At 71.3% G+C, this 19,539-nt stretch carries 18 protein-coding genes; 7 read left to right on the top strand and 11 right to left on the bottom strand.

Going from position 1 to position 19,539, the window contains the following annotated elements; genetic code table 11:
• Positions 1-129 precede the first annotated feature (129 nt).
• The 3 genes from D3273_RS07620 to D3273_RS07610 form a co-directional block, all read right to left on the bottom strand.
• The gene (locus D3273_RS07620) at positions 130-1,071 is read right to left on the bottom strand and encodes an ABC transporter substrate-binding protein (RefSeq protein ID WP_129225118.1); all 942 of its coding nucleotides are present in this window, start codon (positions 1,069-1,071) and stop codon (positions 130-132) included.
• A 155-nt stretch (positions 1,072-1,226) separates the two neighbouring features.
• Positions 1,227-2,210, bottom strand: coding sequence for an ABC transporter permease subunit (locus D3273_RS07615; RefSeq protein ID WP_129225286.1), 984 nt, complete (start codon positions 2,208-2,210; stop codon positions 1,227-1,229).
• Positions 2,211-2,308: 98 nt separating this feature from the next.
• Positions 2,309-3,955: a sugar ABC transporter ATP-binding protein gene (locus D3273_RS07610; RefSeq protein ID WP_207210730.1), complete on the bottom strand. Its 1,647-nt coding sequence runs from the start codon at positions 3,953-3,955 to the stop codon at positions 2,309-2,311.
• A 322-nt stretch (positions 3,956-4,277) separates the two neighbouring features.
• Here D3273_RS07610 and D3273_RS07605 point away from each other — a divergent pair, with 322 nt between their 5' ends.
• Both D3273_RS07605 and D3273_RS07600 read left to right on the top strand, forming a co-directional pair.
• On the top strand, positions 4,278-4,916 hold the full coding sequence (locus tag D3273_RS07605) for a 2OG-Fe(II) oxygenase family protein (protein ID WP_207210729.1): 639 nt from the start codon (positions 4,278-4,280) through the stop codon (positions 4,914-4,916).
• A gap of 282 nt (positions 4,917-5,198) precedes the next feature.
• On the top strand, positions 5,199-6,257 hold the full coding sequence (locus D3273_RS07600) for a sensor histidine kinase (protein WP_129225116.1): 1,059 nt from the start codon (positions 5,199-5,201) through the stop codon (positions 6,255-6,257).
• Positions 6,258-6,415: 158 nt separating this feature from the next.
• On the opposite strand, the gene D3273_RS07595 is transcribed toward D3273_RS07600, so the two are convergent.
• The gene (locus D3273_RS07595) at positions 6,416-7,555 is read right to left on the bottom strand and encodes an aldo/keto reductase (protein ID WP_129225114.1); all 1,140 of its coding nucleotides are present in this window, start codon (positions 7,553-7,555) and stop codon (positions 6,416-6,418) included.
• A gap of 79 nt (positions 7,556-7,634) precedes the next feature.
• Positions 7,635-9,044: an MFS transporter gene (locus D3273_RS07590; protein ID WP_129225112.1), complete on the bottom strand. Its 1,410-nt coding sequence runs from the start codon at positions 9,042-9,044 to the stop codon at positions 7,635-7,637.
• A gap of 254 nt (positions 9,045-9,298) precedes the next feature.
• Between D3273_RS07590 and D3273_RS07585 the strand changes: the two genes are divergently transcribed.
• On the top strand, positions 9,299-9,952 hold the full coding sequence (locus D3273_RS07585) for a TetR/AcrR family transcriptional regulator (protein WP_129225110.1): 654 nt from the start codon (positions 9,299-9,301) through the stop codon (positions 9,950-9,952).
• Here the strand turns inward: D3273_RS07585 and D3273_RS07580 are convergent, their stop codons facing one another.
• From D3273_RS07580 to larC, 4 genes are read right to left on the bottom strand one after another with little or no spacing between them, the layout of a single operon-like run.
• Entirely contained in the window at positions 9,953-10,999 is a 1,047-nt protein-coding gene (locus tag D3273_RS07580; protein ID WP_129225108.1) for a HoxN/HupN/NixA family nickel/cobalt transporter, read from the bottom strand.
• An 11-nt stretch (positions 11,000-11,010) separates the two neighbouring features.
• Positions 11,011-11,709 carry a nickel pincer cofactor biosynthesis protein LarB gene (gene larB, locus D3273_RS07575; RefSeq protein ID WP_129225106.1) on the bottom strand — a complete coding sequence of 233 codons (699 nt, stop codon included), beginning with the start codon at positions 11,707-11,709 and terminating at the stop codon, positions 11,011-11,013.
• Positions 11,709-12,554 (bottom strand): ATP-dependent sacrificial sulfur transferase LarE, encoded by an 846-nt coding sequence (larE, locus tag D3273_RS07570; protein WP_245501053.1) that lies wholly within the window; start codon positions 12,552-12,554, stop codon positions 11,709-11,711. The genes larB and larE overlap by 1 nt, the downstream gene beginning before the upstream one ends.
• A gap of 2 nt (positions 12,555-12,556) precedes the next feature.
• Complete coding sequence (gene larC / locus D3273_RS07565; protein ID WP_129225104.1) at positions 12,557-13,897, bottom strand: nickel pincer cofactor biosynthesis protein LarC; 1,341 nt, start codon at positions 13,895-13,897, stop codon at positions 12,557-12,559.
• 125 nt (positions 13,898-14,022) lie between these two features.
• Here larC and D3273_RS07560 point away from each other — a divergent pair, with 125 nt between their 5' ends.
• Positions 14,023-15,081 (top strand): aldo/keto reductase, encoded by a 1,059-nt coding sequence (locus tag D3273_RS07560; RefSeq protein WP_129225102.1) that lies wholly within the window; start codon positions 14,023-14,025, stop codon positions 15,079-15,081.
• A gap of 42 nt (positions 15,082-15,123) precedes the next feature.
• On the opposite strand, the gene D3273_RS07555 is transcribed toward D3273_RS07560, so the two are convergent.
• Positions 15,124-16,137, bottom strand: coding sequence for a CobW family GTP-binding protein (locus D3273_RS07555; protein WP_129225100.1), 1,014 nt, complete (start codon positions 16,135-16,137; stop codon positions 15,124-15,126).
• A gap of 14 nt (positions 16,138-16,151) precedes the next feature.
• Positions 16,152-17,651 (bottom strand): D-alanyl-D-alanine carboxypeptidase family protein, encoded by a 1,500-nt coding sequence (locus tag D3273_RS07550; RefSeq protein WP_165359414.1) that lies wholly within the window; start codon positions 17,649-17,651, stop codon positions 16,152-16,154.
• A 219-nt stretch (positions 17,652-17,870) separates the two neighbouring features.
• Here D3273_RS07550 and D3273_RS07545 point away from each other — a divergent pair, with 219 nt between their 5' ends.
• From D3273_RS07545 to D3273_RS07535, 3 genes are read left to right on the top strand one after another with little or no spacing between them, the layout of a single operon-like run.
• The gene (locus D3273_RS07545; RefSeq protein ID WP_129225096.1) at positions 17,871-18,662 is read left to right on the top strand and encodes a ComF family protein; all 792 of its coding nucleotides are present in this window, start codon (positions 17,871-17,873) and stop codon (positions 18,660-18,662) included.
• Between the two features lie 46 nt (positions 18,663-18,708).
• Complete coding sequence (gene grxC, locus D3273_RS07540) at positions 18,709-18,966, top strand: glutaredoxin 3 (RefSeq protein WP_129225094.1); 258 nt, start codon at positions 18,709-18,711, stop codon at positions 18,964-18,966.
• Between the two features lie 16 nt (positions 18,967-18,982).
• Complete coding sequence (locus D3273_RS07535; RefSeq protein WP_129225092.1) at positions 18,983-19,450, top strand: DUF1178 family protein; 468 nt, start codon at positions 18,983-18,985, stop codon at positions 19,448-19,450.
• Positions 19,451-19,539: the final 89 nt, after the last annotated feature.

Below are 19,539 nucleotides of genomic sequence, written 5' to 3'. Positions count from 1 at the left end.
TCGCCGTCCGGCGCGGGGGCTCGGAGATCGCGAGGGGGCTGCCGACGATCGATGTGGCGCCCCGTCACACGAAGGCCCGCCCCGCACGGGGCGGGACGGGCCTCGATCGGACCATCGGTAAGAGGTGGATCAGCCGCCGGTGCGGTCGGCCTGCCAGCCCTTGTAGTCCTTCACGTTCTCGCGGGTGACGAGCGACGAGGGGACGAGGGTGACCTTCTGCGCCGGCTCCTTGCCGTTCAGGAGGTCAACGCCGATGTCGACGCCCTTGCGCGCCAGCGCGTAGGGGTCCTGGCTGGCCGAGGCCTGCACCATCGGGTCCTTCGGATCCTTCAAGGCCGCCTCGATGTCGGGCGCGCCGTCGACGGAGGTGATGATCAGGTTGTTGCGGTTGAGCTGCTTGGCGGCGAGGTCGGAGCCCAGCGCCTGGGGGTCGTTGATGGTGAACACCGCCTGCACGTCCGGGAAGCGCGTCAGCAGCGACTTCATCACGGTGAGGCCGGCGTCGCGCTGGCCCTTGCCGTCCTGGTCGGACGACAGGATCTTCATGTCGGTCTTGGAGATCGCGTCCTTGCAGCCCTGGACGCGGTCGACCACCGACGACACCTGCGGGCCGTTCTCGATGATGACGTTGCCCTTGCCGCCGAGCTTGTCGATGAAATACTGGCAGGCGATGCGGCCGGCCTGGACGTTGTCGGTCGTCACGGCGGCGTCGGCGCCCTCGGCGTTGGTGTCGACCGCGATGACCTTGATGCCGGCCTTCTGGGCGTTCTCGATCGCGGGGCGCAGCGCCTTCACGTCGCCGGGGTTCAGCAGGATCAGGTCGACGCCGGCGGCGATGAAGTTGTTGATCTGCTGGACCTGCTTGCCGAGGTCGTAGTCGTAGCCGAAGGTCAGGATCTTGACGTTCGGGTTGGTCTTCTTGGCTTCGTATTCGGCGCCCTTGCTGAGCGCGATGAAGAACGGGTTGCCGAGCGAGCCGAGCGAGATGCCGATCGACTTCAGCTCCTTGGCCTGGGCGCCGCCGGCCACGAGCGCCAGGGCGGCGCCGGCGAGCAGGATCTTCTTCAGCATGGATATCTCCCTTGGAATGTCTGGTTGGCGGCGCCGCCGCGGCGCCGCTCCTTCCTGTCCGGCGGGCGCCGGAGGAAACGGGGTGATGGCATGGGCCCCGGGGGCGCGGAAGGGCGCGCGCCGTCCCGGCGGCCCCGCCGCTGTGGACGGCGGCCTCAGGTGCGGGCGCCGCCCTGGTTGCGCAGGCGGTCGAGCGCGACCGCGCCGATGATGACGAGGCCCTTGATGATGTACTGCCACACGTCCGACACGCCGGCGAGGATGAGGCCGTTGGCCAGCACCGCGATGATCAGCGCGCCGATCAGCGTCCCGATGACCGAGCCGACGCCGCCGACGAAGCTCGTGCCGCCGAGGATGACGGCCGCGATGGCGTCGAGCTCGTAGCCGGTTCCGAGCTGCAGGCCGTTGGCGGACTGGAGCTGTGCCGCCTGCATCAGCCCGGCGAGGCCCGACAGCAGCCCCGACATGCCGTAAACGAACAGCAGCACGAACCACACCTTGATGCCGCTGAGCCGCGCCGCCGCCGGATTGCCGCCGACCGCGTAGATGTGGACGCCCAGCACGGTGCGGCGCAGGGTGAACCAGGACGCGGCCACCACCACGATGGCGATCACGGCGAGCCAGGAGATGTCGCCGAGCGGGGTCGAGATGTTGTTGGCGATGCCGGCGAAGGACAGGTCGGAGTTGAACACCGTCGTGTCGTTGCCGAACAGGCGCGCGAGGCCGCGCACCGCCGTCAGCGAGCCCAGCGTCACGATGAAGGGCGGCAGTTTCAGCGCCGAGATCAGCGTGCCGTTGACGAGGCCGAAGCCCAGCCCGACGAGCAGGCCGATCGGCACGGTGACGACCGAATAGTTGACCGAGCCCGCGACCAGCAGCGACGCCATGGCGGAGACGGCCAGGATCGACCCCACAGACAGGTCGATGCCGCCCGTCAGGATGACGAAGGTCATGCCGGTGGCCAGCACGGTGTTGATGGAGGCGAGCTGCGCCACCACCGGCAGGTTGGCCGAGGTGAGGAACCGCCCGACGCCGAAGTTGAACGTCCCCGTGTCGCCATAAGCGCTGAGGAACTGGAACAGGATCGCCAGGAGGACCAGCACGGGCAGCATGCCGGCCGTCTGCATGAAGCTCCGCATGCGCTGCTTGGCGAGGGCCGAGGAACCGGCCTCGGACTTGGCTGGATTGGCGGTGCTCAAGGTCCCCCCCTTTCAGGTTTTCTCTTTTTGGGTTCGGTTCAGTGCCGGGTCGGACGCGACGCGCCGGGGTTGTGGCCGACCGCCACCTCCCCCGCCGCGGCCTGGTCGCCGAGGTCGAAGCCGCCGGCCGAGGACCGGTCGACCTCCTCGCTCGCCACCGTGCGGGCCGCCGCGGTGGCGAGCGCGATGATGGCTTCCTGGTTGATGTCGTCGTCCCGCACCTCGCCCTCGAGGTGGCCTTCGCGCATCACGATCACGCGGTCGGACACGCCCACCACCTCGGCCAGCTCGGAGGAGATGACCAGCACGGCGGCGCCGCCTTTCGCGAGGTCGTCGATGATGCGGTAGATCTCGGACTTCGCGCCGATGTCGACGCCGCGCGTCGGCTCGTCGAGGATCAGCACCATGGGCCGCGTTTCCAGAAGGCGCGACAGCAGGCATTTCTGCTGGTTGCCGCCCGACAGCGAGCCGACCGTGATCTCGGGACCGGCCACGCGGATCTTCATGGCCGCGATGGCGTCCCGGCAGCGCTGCATGGCCTTGCCGAGGTCGAGCACGCCGGCGCGCGCGTCCTTCGAGCAGATCATCAGGTTGATATTGTCCTTGGCCGACATGTCGAGCAGCACGCCCTCGGCCTTGCGGTCCTCGGTGAGGTAGACGAGGCCGACGTCGATGGCGTCCTGCGGCGAGCGGATCTGCACGGGACGGCCGGCGATCCTGATCTCGCCCGTGGTGCGGGGGTCGGCGCCGAACAGCATGCGGGCCATCTCGGTGCGGCCCGCGCCGACGAGGCCGGCGAGGCCCAGCACCTCACCCGGATGCAGGTCGAAGGACACGTCGCGCACCCGGCGCCCGTCGCCGATGTTGCGCACCTCCAGCACGGGCGGCTTGTCGGGCCGGAAGCGGGTCTGCTTCTTATAGAAGGACGACAGGTCGCGGCCGACCATCATCTTGACCACCACCTCGGGGGTCATCTCGCTGCGAAGGATGGTGCCCACGTATTGGCCGTCGCGCAGCACCGACACGCGATCCGACAGCTCGTACACCTCGGCCATGCGGTGCGAGATGTAGATGATGGCGAGCCCTTCGCGCCGGAGCTGGCGCACGATGGCGAACAGTTTCTCCGACTCGCGCGACGACAGGGCGGTGGTGGGCTCGTCCATGACGAGGATCTTCGACTCGGCGTGGACCGCCCGGCATATCTCCACCATCTGCTGCTCGGCGATCGACAGCGAGCCCACGAGCGTGCGCGGCGTGAAGGTGGCGCCGAGCCGCTGCAGCACGCCTTCCGAGCCGGCCACCATGGCGGCGCGGTCGATGAAGCCGCCGCGGCGGGGCTCGCGGTTGAGGTAGATGTTCTCCGCCACCGTCAGGTTCGGCGCCAGCGCCAGTTCCTGGTAGATGATGGACACGCCGGCTTCGCGCGCCTCGATGGGCCCGCTGGCCTTCATGGGGCGGCCGGCAATGCGGATCTCGCCGCCCGGATCCGCCTGGTAGGCGCCCGACAGCGTCTTCATCAGCGTCGACTTGCCGGCCCCGTTCTCGCCCATGAGGGCATGGACCTCGCCGGGGTAGATGGTCAGGTTGACGTTCGACAGCGCCTTCACGCCGGGAAAGGTCTTGGAAATATTGCGCATCTCGAGGATCGGCGCGCTGTCGGCGGGGCGGGCGTCGGCCTCATTCATCGGACGTTTCCAAGCTCTCGGGCAGCTTGCGTTGGACGAAGCCGTTGCCGGAGAGTGCGAGATGCAAGGTTCGATTGTCAATCGCGGCACGGCCGAAACGCGACGGCTTCCGCAGCAAATATCGACGCCACGCTGCCACTCGCCTCAACTTTAGGCAAGCGCTTGCCTGAGCGAAGCCTCATCGGGCTCGCCTTGCCCGGCGCTGGCGGCACGGCCTCGCGGCGCGGCGGCGGCGCAGGATCGCGCGTTGCCTCCACGCCCCGGTTCGGCCATGGTCAGCCGCCAAAACCCGCACCCCGCCGCGCCCGCCCCGGAGACCCATGTGAGCATTCTCGACCTTGCTGCCTTCGACGCCATCCCGCTGACCCGCGACCCGTTCGACTTCACCATCGTCGAGAACTTCATCCGGCCGCCGGAGTTCAAGCCCGTGATCGCGGACTTCCCGCGCATCCCCGGGCCCGGGTCGCATCCCCCGGCCGAGCTGTCCATCAAGGGCCGGTTCAAGGCGCTGATGGAGGAAATGGAGGGCCCGGCGTTCCGCGCCGCCGTGGAGAAGAAGTTCGACATCGACCTCACCGGCCGGCCCACCATGTACACGGTGCGCGGCTTCGTCAGCGACCGCGACGGCCATATCCACACCGATTCCAAGACCAAGATCATCACGGTCCTTCTGTACCTCAACGAGGGCTGGGAGGAGGAAGGCGGCCGCCTGCGCCTGCTGCGATCGAACGAGGGCCTCGACAACCCCGTGGCGGAAGTGTCGCCCAACGGCGGCACGCTCCTGGTCTTCCGTCGGTCCGACAACTCGTGGCACGGGCACAAGACCTTCAAGGGCCAGCGCCGCGCCATCCAGCTGAACTGGGTGACGGGGGCCGACGTGGTGGCCAACGAGCAGCGCCGCCATGCCTTCGCGAGCCGCGTGAAGAAGCTGAAGAACATGTTCCTGCCCATGGCGAGCTGAGGCCCGACCCGGCCGGCCGGGGGGAAGCGGGCGCGGTCCCGGTGTCGCGCCCGCGGAACCTACGGATCGGTGTGGCGTTCACCCGAACCGAAACGACGTGCCTTCCCGCGCCCCGATCGCCCGCCGATCTCCTTGGATCGGCAGGACTCTGCGGCTCGGCGCGTGGCTCGCTCGGTTTCGGGTGACATTGCGAGTCCCGCGAATGAATGATCGATACGATCGGGCCGGCCTCGGGTTCGTCACGCCACGGTCAGGGTCGACGATGGCCGGAGCCGGCGCGCGATGAGCGAAGATCGGACGTCGCGCCCCGGCGAGCCACCGGCCCCGTCCCGCCTGAGCCAGGAGCGGCTCCGCTTCGCGCTCGACGGCGGCCGCACCGGGATCTGGAGCTGGGAAGACGGGAGCGAGGACTTCTTCGGCGACCGGGGGGCTTCCCTGCTATGGGGCCTCGACGACGGGGAACCGATCTCGACGGAAGCCCTGCGGGGATCCCTGGACCCCGAGGACGCGAGCCGCACCTTCGACGAACTCCACCGCGCCGCCGGTGCCAGCGGCCCCGAGCAATGCCTGCTCGAGTTCCGCATCCGGCGCCGGAGCGACGGCGCCGAGCGCTGGATCGCGTTGCAGGGGCGGCGCTATCCCGGCAACCCTGGTGAGGCCGCCGAGATCGTCGGCACCGCGCGCGACATCACGTCCCGCAAGCAGCGCGAAACCCACATGCACCTCCTGATGCGGGAGGTGACGCACCGGTCGAAGAACCTGCTCGCCATCATCCAGGCGATGGCGCGGCAGACCGTGAAGGACAGCGTCACGGCGGCGGAGTTCGAGCAGCGGTTCTCGGCGCGCCTGCGCGGCCTCGCGGCGTCGCACGACCTCCTGGCCGCGCGGGACTGGCACGGCGCCGCGATCGGGGAGCTGGTCCGGTGGCAGCTTGGCCCGGCGTTGGAGTCGGCCGGCACGCGCGTCGCCATCGACGGGCCGGATCTGTACCTGAACCCCGAGGCGGCGCAGAACATCGGTTTGGCGTTCAACGAGCTCGCCAGCAACGCGGCGCGCTTCGGGGCGCTGTCGGGGCCGGAAGGCCGGGTCGGCATCGCGTGGTCGATCGACCCGGAGGGAACCGAAGGCCGCCGGTTCCGCATCAGCTGGACCGAGTCGGGCGGCCCGGAGGTGAGCCAGCCGCGCCGCACCGGTTTCGGCCACAAGGTTGTGGAGCGGCTGACCGCCCGCGCGCTCGACGGCGTCGTGGACCTGTCCTTCCCGGCCTCGGGCCTGACTTGGTCGCTCCACATCCCGGCGTCCTTCGTGCTCGACGCCGCCGACGTGCCGAGCGTGAACTGAACGGATCGTCGGGCCGCGTCGGCCCGACCCGCAGCGAAGCGCTGGTCCATGAGGGGCGTCCCGCCGAGCCGGGGCGCCCTTTTTCGTCGGCGGCCGACCCGACGGGCACGCGCCGGCCGGCGGTGGGGATCCGCAGGTGAGGATCCCGACGGCAGATGTCAGCCGTTGCCGATGGGGGCCAGGTCCAGGACCGGCGTGGTCTGGCCGCCCAGGAAGTCGGGATGCTTGGCGGTGGTGTCGAAATAGGCCGTCGTCTTGAACAGCTCGTATTTGCCGTGCTGGGCCGCGGCCTCGGTCTTCGACAGCAGGGCCACCATCTCGGCGTCGCTCAGCGGCTTGAACCCCTTCGCCACCGCGAAGGCCTGATCCATGGAGCGGCGGTCGTCGATGCCGGTGATCAGCACCGACACCGGCAGCGTCAGCGAGAAGTTCAGGCATTCCACGGCCGTCACGGTGCCGCTCTTCAGGATGACGGTGTCGCCGAGCGACTTCATGCCGAGGATGCCGACATCCTGCTTCACCGCCACGGGGGCGACGAGCTGCCCGAAGGAGCGGTAGTGGGCGTCCATGACGTTGAGGGGCATCTGCACCGTGTCGAAGTGGAAGCCGCGCTTCTGCGCCACCTCCAGCATGTAGAGGTGGATGCGCGGGTCCTTGTGGCCCGTGAAGCCGATGTAGCGGACCTTGCCGGCCTTCTTCGCCTCCATCACGGCCTCGAGGGCGCCGCCTTCGGCGAAGACGCGGTCGGGATCGTCGAAGCGCAGGATCTCGTGGAACTGCACGAGGTCGACGTGGTCGGTCCTGAGGCGCTTCAGCGAGTCGTCGAGCTGGTTCGCGGCCGCCTCCTTGGTGCGCCCGTCGATCTTGGTCATCAGGAACACCTTGTTCCGACGACCGCCCTCCGACAGGGCCTTGCCCATGCGGAGCTCGCTCTGGCCCTCGTTGTAGTCCCAGCTGTTGTCCATGAAGGTGATGCCGCGGTCGATCGCCTCGTGCATCAGCTTGACGGCGTCGGCCTCGCTCAGCGCCGGCTTGCCGATGTGCGAGCCGCCGAGGCCGATGGCCGACACGGTCTCGCCCGTCGAGCCCAGCTTGCGGTAGAGCATCTCGCCGTCGAGCCTGCCGGGGTCCGACGCGCGCGGCAGGGCGGCGGCGGCGGAGGCCGGCGTCTGCTCGGCGCCGGTCGAGGGCAGCGTTTCGGAGGCCAGGGTGGCGTCGGCGGCCGAAGCCGCGCCGGTGCCGAGGCCGACAGCGCCCGCGCCGGCCAGCGCGGTCTTGATGAAGGTGCGGCGTTCCATGGTAGTCTCCCGGAAGGGTCTGTCCGGGATCCAACGTGCCGACCGCGACCCCGGGTCCCCGCACCCGGGGTCGCGGGCCTCAGGCCCGCGCGAGCCCCTCCCGCGGCGCCGCGGGCGCCATGGCGGACGCGCGCAGGCGCTCGTATTCGGCGGCGTCGACCGGGACGGCGTCGCGCCGCCCGAGGTCGTGCAGCCGCAGCCGAAAGGTTTCCCGCGTCGACAGCGCCGCCGCGGCGGACACCAGCGTCACCGCGAAGGCGAAGCCGCCGATGACGAGCGGGATGTCCGGCGAATGGGGGGGCGCCACGTAGGCGAACAGCGCCGGCAGGGCCGCGGTCAGCGCCGTGCCGACGTTCTGCGCGATCGCCATGGCGGTCACGCGCACCCGGGTCTGGAACAGCTCCGGGTAGAAGGACGGGTAGACGGCATTGTAGCCCTGGTACACGACGCCCCACATCAGCAGCGACAGCAGGAAGGCCAGCGGCACGCTGCCGATCGAGATGGCGTAAAGGTAGGCGAAGGACAGCAGGCCGGAGCCGACCGCCCCCACCATCACCGGCACGCGGCGGCCGATCCGGTCCGACAGGTTGCCCACGTAGGGGATTACCAGCACGGCCACGATGTTGCCGACCACGGGGATCCACAGGTAGACGTCCTTGGCGAAGCCGATGCCATAGGCGGGCTGCGTCGCATAGGCGGCGCCGAAGATGGTGGTCACGGTGGGGATGACGTTCATCAGCGCCATGCAGACCACGCGCAGCATGTCGTCCCACGACAGGCGGAAGGCGTCGGGGATCGGCGCGCGCGGGATCGCGCCTTCGGCACCCTCCTCGGCGAAGGCCGGGGTTTCCTCGACCTCGCGGCGGATCACGTAGCCCGCCACGATCACCAGAGCCGACAGCAGGAACGGCACGCGCCAGCCCCACGCGGTGAAGCTGTCCGACGGCATGAAGCGCGCGAGCGGCAGGAACACCGCGGCGGCGAGGATCTGACCGGCCTGCACGCCCTGCAGCGTGAAGGACGCGAAGAAGCCGCGCCGGCCGAAGGGCGCATGCTCGAGGATCATGGAGGAAGCGCCGGAAATCTCCCCCGCCACTGCGAAGCCCTGCAGCAGGCGAAGCACGACGAGCAGGATCGGCGCCCACACGCCCACCTGAGCGTAGGTCGGCAGCAACCCGACCGCGAAGGTCGAAAGCCCCATCATGAACATGCACAGCAGCATAACGTTCTTGCGGCCATGCGTGTCGCCCCAATGGCCGAGCGCGAAGGCGCCGACGGGCCGCGCCACGTAGCCGACGCCGTAGGTGGCGAGGGACGCCACGATGGCGACGTTGGAGTCGCTCGACGGAAAGAACAGCTGCGGGAACACCAGCGCCGAAGCCGTGGCGTAGATGAAGAAGTCGTAGTATTCGAGCGCCGAGCCGATCCAGCCGCTCGTCGTCGCCTTCCTGGTCTGCCCGGAGCCCGCCTGGGCCTGCACCGTCGCCATCGTGTCCTCCCCTGATCGGGCGCTGGGCGCCCGCCGCAACGGGACGGTTCCGGGCCTGCGGCCACGACCGTGTCTCGTTCGACGTTGGCGACGATACCTACCGCACGGTAGAATTCAAGGGCTCCCGCGGCGACGGGCGGGCGTGCACCCGCCGGAACGGACCGGCCGGGCGCGTCCGCGCTTGCCGGCAGTCAGGACCCCTGACCGCTGGTATAAGGCGGGCCACGCAGCCCCTTGGACGACGCCCCGCCCCGATGGACAGCCCCAAGCCGCCCGACGCCCCGCCGCGCTCCAAGCGGGCCTATGACGCGGAGCGGACCCGGCGCGCCATCCTGGACGCCGCGCGGGCGAGCTTCGCCGAGAAGGGGTTCAGCGGCGCCAACGTCAGCGAGATCGTGGCGCGCGCCGCCACCACCAAGCCGATGATCTACTACCACTTCGGCTCCAAGGAGGGCCTCTTCGCCGCCGTGCTGGAGGAGGTCTACGCGGCGATGCGGGAGATCGAATCGACCCTCGACCTCGCCGCCGTGCCGCCCGAGGCGGGGCTGAGGCGCCTCGTCGAGGCCACCTTCGACTACCACGCCGCGCACCCCGACTGGATGCGCCTGATCGCCATCGCCAACATCCACGACGCGCAGCACATCGCCGGCTCGCCCACCATCGCGGCGCACAACATGCCGGTGATCGCCATCCTGGCCGACCTGCTGGAGCGGGGCCGCACCGCGGGGGTGTTCCGGCGGCAGGTGGACCCGCTCCACCTCCACCTGCTCATCGCCTCGATGAGCTTCCACCGCGTGTCCAACCGCCACAGCTGGCGGGTGATCTTCGAGCGCGACCTGTCGGCCGACGCCGAGGTGCAGCGGACCATGCTGGCCGACGCCGTGCTGGCCTATGTCGCGTCGGCCTGATCAGGCCACCCCGGCCTCGGCCTCGTCGTAGCGCTTGTAGCGGTACACCGCGACCGACACGGCCCAGCTCACGACGAACAGCCCCACGATGACGAGGCCGAGCACGCCGAAATTGTCGTTGAGCGCGCCGACGCCGTCCCAGAACCCGCCTTCGAGCTTCAAGCGGTCGGCGGCGAGGCCGAGCGCCTCGACGGCCCCCACCAGCACCGCCACCGCCACCGACACCACCGTGATGGTCATGTTGTAGTAGAGCTTGCGGATGGGCTTGGCGAAGGCCCAGCCGTAGGCGCCCACCATCAGCACGCTGTCCGTGGTGTCGAGCAGCGTCATGCCGGCGGTGAACAGCGCCGGGAAGATCATGATGCTCCACACCGACAGCCCCTGGCTCGCCGTGCTGGCCGAGATGCCGAGCAGCCCGACCTCGGTGGCGGTGTCGAACCCGAGCCCGAACAGCAGGCCGAGAGGGTACATGTGCCAGGAGCGGCGCACGATGCCGAACACCGGGCGGAACACCCGGGCCATCAGGCCGCGCCCGGCGAGCAGGCGGTCGACGTCCTCGTCGACCAGCGGTCCGCCGCGCTTCACGCTCTGGAAGGTGCGCCACACGCCCAGGAGCACCACCACGTTGGCGGCGGCGATCAGGAACAGGAACAGCACCGACACGCCGGTCCCGATCAGCGAACCCATGGCCTTCAAGGCGTCGAAGCGGTCCTGCAGCGCGGCCGTGGAGGCGGCGATGAGCAGCGACAGCCCCACCACCACGGTGGAATGGCCGAGCGAGAACCACAGCCCCACCGAGATCGGCCGGCGCCCCTCGTCCATCAGCTTGCGGGTGACGTTGTCGATGGCGGCGATGTGGTCGGCGTCGAAGGCGTGCCGCAGGCCGAACGTGTAGGCGAGGGACGCCGTGGCGAGCAGCGCCGGGTGCCCTCGGAAGGCCGCGAAGGCCCAGGCCCAGGCGCCGAGGTTGGCGCCGACCAGCAGGGCGTAGAGGCCGGCGACCCGCGCGCGGGCGTTGAGCCGGGATGGGACGGCGGGTCGGTCCATCGGTTCTCCCGTCACGGCGTCACGAAATGCGACGCGCCGGCCGGAGGCGCCACGTCGCGCCGCGCCAGCAGGTTGCAGATGCGGAGCGCCGCGCAGGCCGCGCCGTAGCCGTTGTCGATGTTGACCACCGCGACCCCGGGCGCGCAACTCGCCAGCGCCGAATGCAGCGCCGGCATGCCGCCCTCGGCCACGCCGTAGCCGACGGAGGTCGGCAGCGCCACGACGGGCGCGCCCACGAGGCCGCCCATGACGCTGACCAGCGCCGCGTCCATGCCGGCCGCCACGATGACGACGGGCGCGCGGCGGATCTCCTCGATGCGGTCGAGCAGGCGCCACAGGCCCGCGACCCCGATGTCCGTGAAGGCGGTATGAGGCTGCCCGTTGAACATCAGCGTGCGGCAGGCTTCCCGCCCCATCGGCACGTCCGACGTGCCCGCCATCACGACCGCGACGGGCGCCAGGGCCCGCGCCGGGCGGGGCGTGCCCAGGATCGCGGTGCGCGACAGCGGTTCGTAGTCGAGGGCGGAGCGCAGCCGCGCCGGCAGCGCTTCGAACTTCGCGCCGTCGAGCCGCGTCAGCAGCAGGCCTCCGCCGGCCGGGAAGCTGTCCAGGATGGCGGCGATCTGGTCGGCGGTCTTGCCGGCGCAGAAGATCGCCTCGTCGAGGCCGATGCGCTCTTGGCGGGCGAGGTCGAGCTTGAACTCCGCCATCAGTGCGAATGCCCCTTGCCGGCGCCCGAGGCGCTGAAACCCTGGAGGAAGGCCGAACCGTTGCGGTAGGCCGAGAAGGTGAGCGCCGCGCTCGGCAGCAGCGCGCCGAAGCGGCGCTCGACGTCGGTCGCCAGGGCGGCGCGGCGGCCCGGGTCGAGCGCATCGAGCGTCGCGGGGTCGAGTTCGATGACCACGCCGGCGGCGCGGACCCGGCACCGGACGGTCCCGCGCGGGAAATCGCCGGCGAGGTCGCGCTCCACCGCGTGGATGGCGCGCAGCACTTCCGGCCGGATCGCGATGCCGGTCTCGACGCGGCTCGACAGGCAGGGCGCGGCGGGCAGTTCGCTCAGGTCCCCCAGGCCGAAGGACCGGGCGAGGGCCCGGACGGTGCGCTTGTCGATGCCGGCCTCGAGATAAGGGTGGCGCACGGACCGGTCGCGCGCCGCGTCGAGCCCCGGCCTGTATTCGCCGAGGTCGTCCGTGTTGGCGCCCGACACCATCTGGGCCGCCGTGTGCCGCCCGATGGTGCCGTACAGGTTGGTCTTGCAGAAGAAGCAGCGGTTGGTCGGGTTGGCGACGTAGTCAGCGTCGTCGAACTCGCCGGCCGCGACCACCCGCAGCCGCCAGCCGCGCTCCGCCGCGAGCCGCTCCACCCTGGCCGTCGCGTCGCCCGGCACGGCGGCCGACACGGCGTGGAACATCTCGACATCGTCGCGCGCCGCGTGGGCCGCGGTGGCGAGCGTCAGGCTGTCGATGCCGCCGCTGACCGCCACCGCGATGCCGCGCTCGATGGACCGGATGGCGCCGTCGAGGCGGCCGGCGGCCAGGGCTGTGGTCTCGTCCATCGTCATGGCTCCCGCCCGTCGAGGCGCGACAGGGCCAGCGCTTCGGCGTCGCGCCGCAGCCGCAGCCGCGCGGCATGGCCCGGGGCGGCAGCCACGTCGGACGCTTCCGCCTTGGCGGTGCGGCTGCCGTCCGGCCGGGTGACGTGCTTGGTGCGCAGGTCCAGGCCGTCCACCCGCACGGTGTCGAAGCCGCGCGGCAGGGCCGCGCCCTGGACGGTGCCGAAGCGCAGGCCGATGGTCGTGGTTTCGGCGAAGCACAGGCGGATGGCGTCGTCGAGCCGGTCGGGCGCCACCAGGACCTGCACCTGGGTCGCCACCCGCCCCTTCTTGCCGAAGACCACGGCCTGCACGACGTCGTGCACGCCGGGCAGGGCCCGCACGTGGTCGAGCCCGTTCGACAGGTCCTCGGCCGACAAGTCGTCGACCTCGAAGGTGATCACGCCGAGTTCGCGATGCGAGAACTGGCTCGCCGGCGCGGTGCCGAACTCCGCGGCGGGCTCGAAGGCGAGGACGCGCAGGCAGTTCGAGATGCCCGCCATCTCGCGCGTGCCGAAACCGGTGCCGCTGCGCTCCAGGCGCCGCGGGCGTGGCGGCGCCGTCGCGCTGCCGAGCAGCAGGTGGCGCGCCACGGCCGCGCCCGTGGGGGTGACGCGTTCGCCCGGGATGCCGTCGTCGATCGTGTCGAGCCCCCGCAGGAGCAGCGCCGTGGCGGGCGCAGGCACGGGCAGGATGCCGTGGGCGGTCCTCACCCGGCCCGAGCCCAGCGGCAGCGCGGACGCGGTCCAGCGTTCGGCGTCGACCAGCGCGATGAGCTGCGCCGCAGCCACGACGTCGACGATCGAATCGACCGCGCCCACCTCGTGGAACGCCACGTCGTCCGCCGGGACGCCGTGGACCTGCCCTTCGGCTTCGGCGAGACCCGCGAAGATCGCCACCGCTTCGCGCTTCACGCGGGCGTCGAGGGCGGACCCCTCGATCAGGCTCCGGATCGACGACCACGCGCGGTGGCCGTGGTGATGCGGCTCGCCGTCGTGATGGGGGTGGCCGTGGTCGCCGCCGCCGTGATGGTGCGCGTGGCCATGGTCGTGCTGCCCGGGACCGTGGTCGTGATGGCGGTGCCCGTGGTCGTGCCGTCCCGGCTCCTCGGCGGCGACGACGAAGCGGCGGCCCGTGAGGCCGGCGGCGTCGCGGTGGTCGACGAGGCGCACGGCCGCGTCGGGCCCGAGGTCCAGGGACGCCACGGCGCGTTCCACCGCCCGGGCGTGTTCCGGGAAGGCGTCGAGCAGGGCCGCGACGAACATGTCGCCCGACCAACCACCGAGCGGATCCAGATGTATGTCCAACCGCGACTCCGACGCACCTCAACCTTCAGCGTCCGATAACGTTGAAGGCCGGTGCCGGGTCCCGGCGTTGCGCGCCGGATCGCGGGCGCATCGCCGCGGGCTCCGCTTCGCGAAAGGACGACCCGATGCCGAACGACGCCGCCACCCTGCCCCCGGCCCTGCCGCCGGGCCTGAACCGCCCCGCCGACCCCGCCGACCTGCCCTTCGTGGCGAATGCCGGCGAGAAGCGCGGCGAGATGCTCTACCGCGCGCTCGGCCGCACCGGCGAGATGATCTCGGCGATCGGCATGGGCGGCTTCCACATCGGCAAGGACGCCCTGTCGGACGACGAGGCGGTGCGGCTGGTCCACCAGGGCATCGACCGCGGCATCACCTTCATGGACAATTGTTGGGACTACAACAAAGGCCGCTCCGAGCTGCGCATGGGCGTGGCGCTCGACCAGGGCGGATACCGCGACAAGGCCTTCCTGATGTCCAAGATGGACGGGCGGAGCAAGGAGGAAGCGGCGAAGCAGATCGACACCTCGCTGAAGCGCCTGCGCACCGACCGCATCGACCTCGTGCAGCACCACGAGATCCTGCGCTACGACGACCCGGACCGCATCTTCGGCGAAGGGGGCGCCATGGAGGCCTTCGTCGACGCCAAGAAGGCCGGCAAGCTGCGCTACATCGGCTTCACGGGCCACAAGGACCCGCGCATCCACCTGCAGATGCTCGACGTCGCGGCCGAGCGCGGCTTCCATTTCGATGCCGTGCAGATGCCGCTCAACGTCATGGACGCGCATTTCCGCTCCTTCGCCCACCTCGTGCTGCCCTACCTCGTCGCCCACGGCATCGGCGTGCTCGGCATGAAGACCTTCGCGGATTCGGTGCTGCTGAAGAGCGGCGCACCGATCGCGCCGATCGAATACCTCCATTACTGCCTGAACCTGCCGACCTCGGTGGTGATCACCGGGATGGAGCGCCAGGCCGACATGGACCAGGCGTTCGAGGCGGTCGAAACCTTCCGGCCGATGGACAAGGCGAAGGTGGCGGAACTGCTGTCGCGCTCGCGGCCCTACGCGCTGGAGGGCAAGTACGAGCTGTTCAAGACGAGCTCGACCTTCGACGGCACGGCCAAGACCAACGAGTGGCTGGGCGAGGAGGTCGAGGCCGTGCAGAAGCTGGCGCCCGTGATGGAGTGACCCGCGACGGCGTCGTCCCGGGACGGACGACCGACGCGGCCTTCAGCCGAACAGCCCCGCCCCGCCCTCCCCCATGAGCGCGGCGGCGTCGGGCCGGTCGACCGCCGGGCCGCCGAAGAAGGCGTCCCACAGCGCCGCGGCCTCGGCCGGGTCGGCCCCGTCGAGGATCGCCACCAGCCGCGTGCGGGGATCCCCGTCCCGCCACCCGTCGAGGTGCGTCGCGGGATGAAGCATGTGGCCGACGGCCTGAACGACGGCGGGCCGCGCGGGGTCGTGCCGAAGGGCCGCGATCCCCTTCAAGCGCAGCAGCGCCGCGCCGTGCCGGCCCTGCAGGGCCGCGACGAAACCCGCGAGGCGCTGGGCGTCCACGATCCCCGCTTCGAGCACGACGGACCGGATGCGGGCGTCGGCGGCGTGATGGCGGTGGCGGTGGCCCTGCGACGCGGGGCGCGCCGTCAACGCGTCGAACAGCGCGGGATCGGCCCCCGCTTCGCGGGCGTCGCCGATCTCCGCCGCGGGGTTCAGCGCGGCGACACGCTCCCGCAGCGCCGGGACGGCGTCGGGCGCGAGGTCGGACTTGGTGACGAGGATGCGGTCGGCCAGGGCCGCCTGCCGGCGCGCCTCGTCGTGGCGGTCGAGCGTCGCCGCGCCGTCGACGGCCGACACCAGCGTCACCACCCCGCCGAGCCGGGCCGTCCCGGCCAGAGCGGGGCCGAGCAGCAGGGCGTTGAGGATGGGGCCCGGGTCGGCGACGCCCGTGGTTTCGATCAGGATGCGGTCGAAGCCGAGCGCCGCGCGACGCTCCAGCAGGCCTTCGACGGCGGCGAGCAGGTCCCCGCGCGCCGCGCAGCAGATGCAGCCGGTGGTCAGCACCAGCATGTCGCCGTCCACCGCCTCGACCAGGAGATGGTCGATGCCCACCTCGCCGAACTCGTTGACGATCACGGCCGTGCCGGCGAAGGCCGGGTCGGCGAGCAGGCGGTTCAGCAGCGCGGTCTTGCCGGCCCCGAGAAAGCCGGTCAGCACGCCCACGGGAACGGGATTGGGAACGGGCATGCGCCCGGCCCCCGTCACTGGGAAGCGGTCTTCTTGGCGGCTTTGGCGGCAGGCTTCGCGGCGACCTTGGCCCCCGCCTTCGGTTTGGCGGCGGACTTGGCCGCCGGTTTGGCCGAAGGTTTGGCGGCGGACTTGGCCGCCGGTTTGGCCGAAGGTTTGGCGGCGGACTTGGCCGCCGGTTTGGCCGAAGGTTTGGCGGCGGACTTGGCCGCCGGTTTGGCGGGCGCCCTGTCCTTCCGCGCAGGGGCCAAGAGGCCGTGGCCGCGCCCCTTGACCACCGTGTTGGCCGCCGCGAGGGCGGCCGGCGTCGCCGCGCCGGCGAGCGCCAGCGGGGCAGCGGCGCCCGTCGCGTCGGACGGGGCCTGGGCCAGGGAGGCCGGGACCGTCGCGGCCGGGACGGCCTTGGCAACGGTCGCCGCGGCCGGCCCAGGCTGGGCTTCCTCGATCGAGCCCACGGGGGCGATGTCGGTGCCGGGCGTGGCGCCGATGAAGACGCGGACCGGCGTGAAGGCGTCGCGCGGGTGCATCAGCGCGGCGAGCCCCGTCGCCGAAGCGCCGGCGTCCACCGGCGCGATGGCGGCGTCTTCGGCTTCGGCTTCCTGGATGGCGGCGTGGCGGCCGGGGCCGCACATCTGCGTGCGCATGTCGGGCGGCGACACGACCTCGCTCGGGCCGAGGTCGGCGACGTTGCCCAACCCTTGGCCCATCCCCTGGCCCGGGTTGGCGAAGTATTTCTCGAACAGCGCCACGGAGCGCAGGTTGCGCTCGTTGGTGGACGGCGCCCCCATGATGACGACGAGCAGGTGGCGGTCGCCGCGCACGGCGCTTTCCACCACGTTGTAGCCGCCCGCGCAGGTGTAGCCGGTCTTCATGCCGTCGACGCCGTCGTAGCGCCCGAGCAGGCCGTTGTGGTTGGGGATCAGCTTGCCGCCGAACTGCAGCGTGCCGATGTTGAACAGGTCGTGTTCTTCCGGGAACTGCGTGATCAGGGCGCGGGCGATCATCGCCATGTCGCGGGCCGAGGACCAGTGGTTGGGGTCGTGGAGGCCGTTCGGGTTGGCGAAATGCGACTCGTGCAGGCCGATCCTGCTCGCGTAGGCGTTCATCTCGTCGGCGAAGGCCGGCACCGAGCCCGAGATGCCTTCGGCGATGGTGACGGCGATGTCGTTCGGCGACTTCACCATCAGCATCTTCAGCGCGTTGTCGAGCGTCACCAGCGTGCCCGGGCGGAAGCCCATCTTGGACGGGATCATGCTGGCCGCGTAGGCCGAAACGCGCAGGGGCGTGTCGAGGCTGATCTTGCCTTCGCGCACCTTGCTCAACGCCACGTAGACGGTCATGAGCTTGGTCGTCGAGGCGGGGAACCAGGGGGCGGTCGCCATGTCCTTGTACAGGACCTCGCCGGTGGTGGCGTCCACCACGATCGTGGGGTTGGCGCGCACCGGGCCCAGGGTGGCGACGCCGAGCGCGAGGACCGACAGGAGCGACCGCCGGACCGCTGGTATGAACTTCATCGAGGGACTTTCCGAACGGGCGTTGCGGGACAGCCGACGCGCCCCACGTATCCGACCTGAGGCAGGTTTAACCCTGCCCCAGCACCTTGCAAAGATGCGTTTCCGCCCTTGTCGGACGGAAGCCACACCGCGCGGTCGCGTCATGGCGAAGCTGCGGCGGCGACCGGGCGGATCCACGACGGCCGCGGCGCGCCGCCGCGCCGGCCCGACCCCGCGTCGATGACGGACGGCGCCGCCGAACGGTCCGGCCCCCTGGCGGCCCGCGCCGCCGCGGCGGCGCGAAACGTCGCGCGCTCGGCGCTCGATGCTGCGCTCGACGTGGTGTTCCCGCCCGGCTGCCTCGCCTGCCGGCGCAGCGTCGCGCGCGACGTCGGGCTCTGCGCGGCCTGCTGGCGCGGCATGCGGTTCATCGAGCGGCCCTTCTGCGAGCGGCTCGGCCTGCCCTTCCCGCAGGACTTCGGCCCCGGCCTCCTGTCGCCGGAGGCCATCGCCCACCCGCCCGCCTACGGCCGCGCCCGGGCCGTGGCGCGCTACGACGACGGGCCGGCGCGCCGCCTCGTCCACGCGCTGAAATACGGGGATCGCCTCGACCTCGGCCGCCCGATGGGGGCCTGGATGGCACGCGCCGGCGCCGAACTCCTCGCCGACGCCGACATCGTCGTGCCCGTGCCCCTGCACCGGGCGCGGCTGTGGCGCCGGCAGTTCAACCAGGCCGCGGTCCTGGCCCGGGAAGTGTCGCGCCGGTCGGGCGTGCCCTGGGACCCGCTGGCCCTCGCCCGCGTCAAGCCCACGGCGAGCCAGGTCGGCATGACGCGCCCCCAGCGGATGGACAACGTCCAGGGCGCCTTCGCGGTCGCGGTCGCCAGCGCCGTCACGGGTCGGCGCGTGCTGCTCGTCGACGACGTGCTCACCACCGGCTCGACCCTCGAGGCTGCCGCCCGCGCGCTGCTGCGGTCGGGGGCGGCCGGGGTCGACGTGCTGGTCTTCGCCCGGGTTGTTACCGAAAGTTGACGGGTCCATATGAGACCCGCCGCCCCATTCCCGAGGACCGCGAGCCATGCCGCCCGTCACCATCTACACGACCCGCTTCTGTCCCTATTGCGCCGACGCCAAGGAGCTGCTGCGCCGCAAGTCCGTCGCCTTCGACGAGATCGACGTGTCGGGCGACCGCAAGGGCCGGGCCGCGATGACGGAGCGCGCCGGGGGTCGCACCAGCGTGCCGCAGATCTTCATCGGCGACAGCCACGTCGGCGGCTGCGACGACCTTTACGCCCTGGATTCGGCCGGCAAGCTCGACCCGCTCCTGGCGGCCTGACGGTTCCGGGCGCCCGATGATCCGCTACGCGCTCCTGTGCGCGCGGGACCACGCCTTCGAGGCCTGGTTTCCCGACAGCGACGCCTTCGACCGGCAAAGCGAGGCGGGCCAGGTCGCCTGCCCGGCCTGCGGCGACGGCCAGGTGCGCAAGGCCGTGATGGCGCCCGCTGTCCGCCGCTCCGCCGGCAAGCGCGCCGTCGCGCCCGCGCCCGAGGTTCCCGCCCCGGCCCCTCCACCCGCCCCGGCCATCGGCGACGAAGCCTTCACCCGCATGCGCGCGGCCCTGCGCGAGATGCACGCCAAGCTGAAGCGCGACGCGGTCGACGTCGGCCCCGCCTTCCCCGAGCAGGCCCGCGCGATCCACGACGGCGAACTCCCGCCCCGCGCCATCTACGGCACCGCCACCGACGACGAGGTGCGCGGCCTCGTCGAGGACGGCGTCGGCATCATGCCCATCCCGGCGCTGCCCGACGACCGGAACTGAAGCTTGCACAAGGCTCTAAAGTCGCAGGACCGCCCGGAACCGCAGTAGCCTGGGCCGCATTGCGGCTTGGACGGAGCTGCAGCGGAGAG

Source organism: Lichenibacterium minor, assembly GCF_004137685.1.
Classification (GTDB): Bacteria; Pseudomonadota; Alphaproteobacteria; order Rhizobiales; family Beijerinckiaceae; genus Lichenihabitans; species Lichenihabitans minor.
This window is presented reverse-complemented; position numbering and strand designations above follow the sequence as displayed.